The sequence below is a fragment of the Protofrankia sp. CiP1_Cm_nod2 genome, assembly GCF_920664355.1.
In the GTDB taxonomy this organism is placed as follows: Bacteria; Actinomycetota; Actinomycetes; order Frankiales; family Frankiaceae; genus Protofrankia.
This window is the reverse complement of sequence record NZ_CAKKTL010000321.1, coordinates 1-4,974: the sequence shown is the minus strand read 5'-3', so window position 1 is coordinate 4,974 and position 4,974 is coordinate 1. Positions and strand designations below refer to the sequence as shown.

3 protein-coding genes and 1 pseudogene are annotated in these 4,974 nt (G+C 70.7%); 1 reads left to right on the top strand and 3 read right to left on the bottom strand.

Annotated elements, in window-relative coordinates:
- Positions 1-562 precede the first annotated feature (562 nt).
- Positions 563-1,342 (bottom strand): class I SAM-dependent methyltransferase, encoded by a 780-nt coding sequence (locus tag NBW84_RS22585; RefSeq protein ID WP_445548364.1) that lies wholly within the window; start codon positions 1,340-1,342, stop codon positions 563-565.
- Between the two features lie 460 nt (positions 1,343-1,802).
- Between NBW84_RS22585 and rpsA the strand changes: the two genes are divergently transcribed.
- Positions 1,803-3,284 (top strand): 30S ribosomal protein S1, encoded by a 1,482-nt coding sequence (gene rpsA, locus NBW84_RS22580; RefSeq protein WP_250287231.1) that lies wholly within the window; start codon positions 1,803-1,805, stop codon positions 3,282-3,284.
- A 310-nt stretch (positions 3,285-3,594) separates the two neighbouring features.
- Here the strand turns inward: rpsA and NBW84_RS22575 are convergent, their stop codons facing one another.
- Positions 3,595-4,068, bottom strand: a complete 474-nt coding sequence (locus NBW84_RS22575; protein WP_250287229.1) for a hypothetical protein — start codon at positions 4,066-4,068, stop codon at positions 3,595-3,597.
- Between the two features lie 176 nt (positions 4,069-4,244).
- Positions 4,245-4,974: pseudogene (locus NBW84_RS22570) on the bottom strand (hypothetical protein); the annotation flags it as partial.

Genomic DNA, 4,974 nt, shown 5'->3' with positions numbered 1-4,974 from the left:
CGTCCGCCCCGGCCCGCCGTGCCCCCGCGTGCCGTGCCCCCGCGTGCCGTGCCCCCGCGTGCCGTGCCCCCGCGTGCCGTGCCCCCGCGTGCCGTGCCCCCGCGTGCCGTGCCCCTGTGTCCGGTCTCCCTGTGCGCGGTGCCTCCGTCCACCGTGGCACGGCCCGTCGCGGCGCTGTCGGCCCGGGGGCGGCCTGCCGCGGTGGTGGTGGCCGTGCCGTGGCCCGTCATGGCGCCGCTGGCCGGGAGGAGGCCATTGGCCGCGAGGACGTCCATCACAGATGGGAGTGCGTTCGTCGCGTTTGGAAGGACTACTGGCCCGTCATCAACCCCCGGCGTCACAGCAGTGATTTTTCCACTACCCGATGCGACATTCCCGTGCCGGGAAATCAGTGGCCAGTCCCGCCGGACTCCGAATATCGCACCCGTGACCGCTTCTGTCGGTACCTGTCAGCGCCTGCCGCCACTTTGCCGGTACCTGTCCGGCATCCCGTTGCCGCCTGTCAGTGCCTGTCAGTGCCTGTCAGTGCCTGTCGGGACGTGTCAGTACGTGGCAGTGGGTGTCAGGCGGGCCCGGCGGGCCTGTCGGTCACAAAGATCGCGGTGGACGGGAAGAAGCGGCCCCGCACCGGCCCCCACTGGCCCCAGACCCGGTCGTGACCGGCCGGCCACTCCGGCTCGATCACGTCCAGCAGGCGCAGCCCGGCCGCCACCAGCTCCCGGACCCGGTCACCGACGGTCCGGTGCGTCTCGGCGTAGGTCGTCCGGCCGGCCCAGTCCCGTTCCACGTAGGCCCGGCGGTCGAAGTAGCTGCGCACGACCGTCAGCCCCTCCTTGCCCGGGTGGTCGGGAAACGACCAGATCATCGGATGTGTCGTGGAGAAGACCCAGCGGCCGCCGGGCCGCAGCACCCGGGCGACCTCGCGCATGACCGCGGCGCTGTCCGCGACGAACGGGATCGCGCCAAAGGCGGAGCAGGCCGTGTCCACACTCGCGTCGGCCAGCGGCAGCCGGGCCGCGTCGGCCTGCACCAGGGGGACCGGCACACCGGTGGCGGCCGACAGCGCGCGGGCGTGCCGCAGCTGCCCGGCGGAGAGGTCCAGCGCCACCACCTCGGCGCCGCGGGCGACCAGCCAGCGGGCGCACTGCGCGCCACCGCAGCCGATCTCCAGGACGGTGCGGCCGCGGACCTCGCCGAGCAGCCCGGCGTCGGCCTCCCGCAGCCCCTCCGGGCACCACAGGAAGTCGGTGTCGCCGAGGAAGGCGCCGTGTTCGGCCTGGTAGTCGTCGGCGGTGGCGTCCCAGTAGCCGCGGCTGGCCCACCGGGCACTGTCGTCGTCGATGTCGCTGTAGCCGAACTCCGCCGGGTGGTAGTGGCCCGGAGGGTACTGCGGCGCGGCCCGGCGGGCGGGCGCCGGCTCGCGGGCTGCCGGGCCGGGGTGTTCTGCTCCGTTCACGGCATCGATCCTCGCAGTGTCAGGCGGGCCCCTGGACGCCGGCGGTGGTATGCGGGCGGGCGCGCCGGGTCTGCCGGCGTGGCCTCGCAGTGGTCCGTGCGCCCGGCGGCCCCGCCGGTCCTGTGATCCTGGACGAGGTTACGGGCCCCTGGCGTTGACCACCTTGGACACCGGTCCCTAGACTTAGGACTGGCACGAGAGTCCGTGGATCTCAGACGTAGCAGATCCGCTCGAGCGTCGCTTTCGGTATCGACAGTGTTCGTTTAGCACGGTCCCTGTCCCTCCGTCCCGGCGGTTCGACCCGGCCCTCGTGCATACGACGAACCCCGTAGTCGGAGCCGACCCCTTGACGAGCACCACCGACGTACGACCCGTGGAGACCGTGACCACACCGCCTACCCCGACCACCCCGCAGGTCGCGGTCAACGACATCGGCTCGGCCGAGGACTTCCTCGCCGCCGTCGACAAAACGATCAAATTTTTCAACGACGGCGACATCGTCGACGGAACCATCGTCAAGGTGGACCGCGACGAGGTGCTCCTTGACATCGGCTACAAGACCGAAGGCGTCATCCCGTCCCGGGAGCTTTCGATCAAGCACGATGTCGACCCGCACGAGGTCGTCACCGTCGGCGATCATGTCGAGGCCCTCGTTCTCCAGAAGGAGGACAAGGAAGGCCGGCTCATCCTGTCGAAGAAGCGCGCCCAGTACGAGCGCGCCTGGGGCACGATCGAGAAGCTCAAGGAAGAGGACGGCGTCGTCAACGGCACCGTCATCGAGGTCGTCAAGGGCGGCCTCATCCTCGACATCGGGCTGCGCGGCTTCCTGCCGGCCTCCCTGGTGGAGATGCGCCGCGTCCGCGACCTGCAGCCCTACGTCGGCCGTGAGCTCGAAGCCAAGATCATAGAGCTGGACAAGAACCGGAACAACGTGGTCCTCTCCCGCCGGGCCTGGCTGGAGCAGACCCAGAGCGAGGTCCGCTCGGAGTTCCTCGCCCAGCTCGCCAAGGGCCAGATCCGCAAGGGTGTTGTCAGCTCCATCGTCAACTTCGGCGCGTTCGTCGACCTCGGTGGTGTCGACGGCCTGGTGCACGTCTCCGAGCTGTCCTGGAAGCACATCGACCACCCGTCCGAGGTCGTCGAGGTGGGCCAGGAGGTCACGGTCGAGGTCCTCGACGTCGACCTGGAGCGGGAGCGGGTGTCGCTGTCACTGAAGGCCACCCAGGAAGACCCGTGGCGCCAGTTCGCCCGCACCCACGCCATCGGCCAGGTCGTGCCGGGCCGGGTCACCAAGCTCGTGCCGTTCGGCGCGTTCGTCCGGGTGGACGAGGGCATCGAGGGCCTGGTGCACATCTCCGAGCTGGCCGAGCGCCACGTGGAGATCCCCGAGCAGGTCGTCAACGTCGGGGACGAGATCCTCGTCAAGGTCATCGACATCGACCTGGACCGTCGCCGGATCAGCCTGTCCCTCAAGCAGGCCAACGACAGCAGCGCGCTGCTGCCCGACGGCGAGGCCTTCGACCCGTCCCAGTACGGGATGGAGGCCAAGTACGACGAGCAGGGCAACTACGTCTACCCCGAGGGCTTCGACCCGGAGACGGGGGAGTGGCTGCCCGGCTTCGAGGAGCAGCAGGCCGAGTGGGAGCGGCAGTACGCCGAGGCCCAGCAGCGCTACGAGGCGCACCAGGCACAGATCCGCGCCGCTCAGGAGGCCGAGGCCGCCGCGGTCGCGCCGTCGTCCTACACCTCCGCCGAGTCGGAGCAGCCCGCCTCCGCGATCGACGAGGAAGCGTTGCGCCGGCTTCGCGAGCAGTTCGGCCGCGAGTAGCACGGAAGATCATCAAGCGATAGCGGGGGCCGGCGGGAGATCTCCCGCCGGCCCCCGCATATGTTCGTGTCACAGGTGGGGTTCGTGTCACAGGCGCGGCCGCCGGTGGCGTGTCCCCGCTCTGAGGGCAGCGCGGTGTCGCTGCCAGCGGCCCGGGGGCTGGCCTCGGGCAGCGCGGGACAAGCATGATCGCGCTGCCTCCGGCCCCTTGTGAACCGCTGGTTCAGCCCACGTCCTGCCTGCCGGCAGATCCCTGATCGACAGATTTACAAGATCTTTATCGTCCGGGAAGGCGTCGTGCGGTGGCTTCCTAGAGGATGATCTCGCAGTTGACCACGAACTCCCCGTTCTTGCAGGTGTCGTAGCCGCCCCGTCCGTCGATCGAGTCGGTCCCGTCACCCCCGTTGAGCGCGTCGTTGCCGTTGCTGCCCGGGATGCTGTCGCTGCCCGGACCGCCCATGACCGAAAGCGGGCTCACCGGTGTGCCGCCGGTGAAGACCAACTGGTCGTTGCCGTCACCGAGGCAGATCGTCACGTTGCTCACGAACGGGCTGACGTAGACAACGTCGTTCCCGCCTTTGGCCGAGATCACGTCGTTGCTCCGGGCGGTGATGAAGTCCGCGCCGTCGCTCCCGACGACGGTGGCGGTGAGCGCGGCGCCGGTGAACTGGTTGACGCAGGTCTCGACGGCCGCTGAGGCAGGGGACGACAGGCCGGTGAGCAGGACCGGCAGGAGCGCGGTGGTGGAAGCCGCGAGGGCGACGGTGAGCCGACGGGTACGCATGATCTCTCCTTCTGACGCCGGCCGGTCGGTCGGGTTGGTGGTGCCGGCGTCGAGGAGAGTTCGGCGCCCAGGGCGGGCCGGATCGAAGATGTCTCCTTGCCGACACGTCCGCCCGCGATCCGCTGGCCGGGAAAACCGCGGGACAGCCGGAATCGCGTGTGGTGGATGCCGCTCGGTCAGGCGCCGGCAAAAGAGGGTGCGACGTCGAGCATCGCCTGGGCGATCTCGATGTCTCCCGCCATCTCGGCACCGAGATCCGCTGTCTGCCTGCGGTCGGCGACCAGGAGACAGAAGTCGAGGATGCGCGTGCGCAGCCACGCGTCCGCGGCGGGCCCCTTCCCCGTGCCGGGGATCTCGCGCGGGCCGTCCGGCCCGATCAGCCACCGGCCCCCACCGGCGCCCGACAGGTCGACCAGGAGGGTGGCCTGCCTGGACCGGTCGGGCAGGGCGGCTCGCCGTTTCGGGTCGAGCGCGCGCATCGCCGTGTCGGCCATCCGGTGGAGATGGGCGGCGGGAGGAAGCGGCATGGTGAGGCCGACCTGCTCGGCGATGTCGCGTCCGTGGATCCAGGTCTCGAACGCCCGAGCGGTCAGGTGGTCGTGCAGGTGGGCGGCGGATGTCGTGTCCGGGGCGGCCGACCGGGCGGCCGGCCGGGCGGTGGAGGGCTCGGCCGGCCCGAGACGGCCGGCGATCCGGTCCGCCCCGTCATGCCATGCCCGCCAGGTGCGTTCCGCCGTCCAGCCGTGCTGGTGGGCGTGGACGGCGGCGGTCCGCTCGTCGAGGTCGGTGCTTTCCACCGGCGGGTCCACCGCCAGGCCGATCCGGGCCGCGAGCAGCCCGTCGGAAGCGGCCAGATGCGCGATCAACTCCCGCGGGTTCCAGCCGTTGACGATCGGGCGCGCCCAC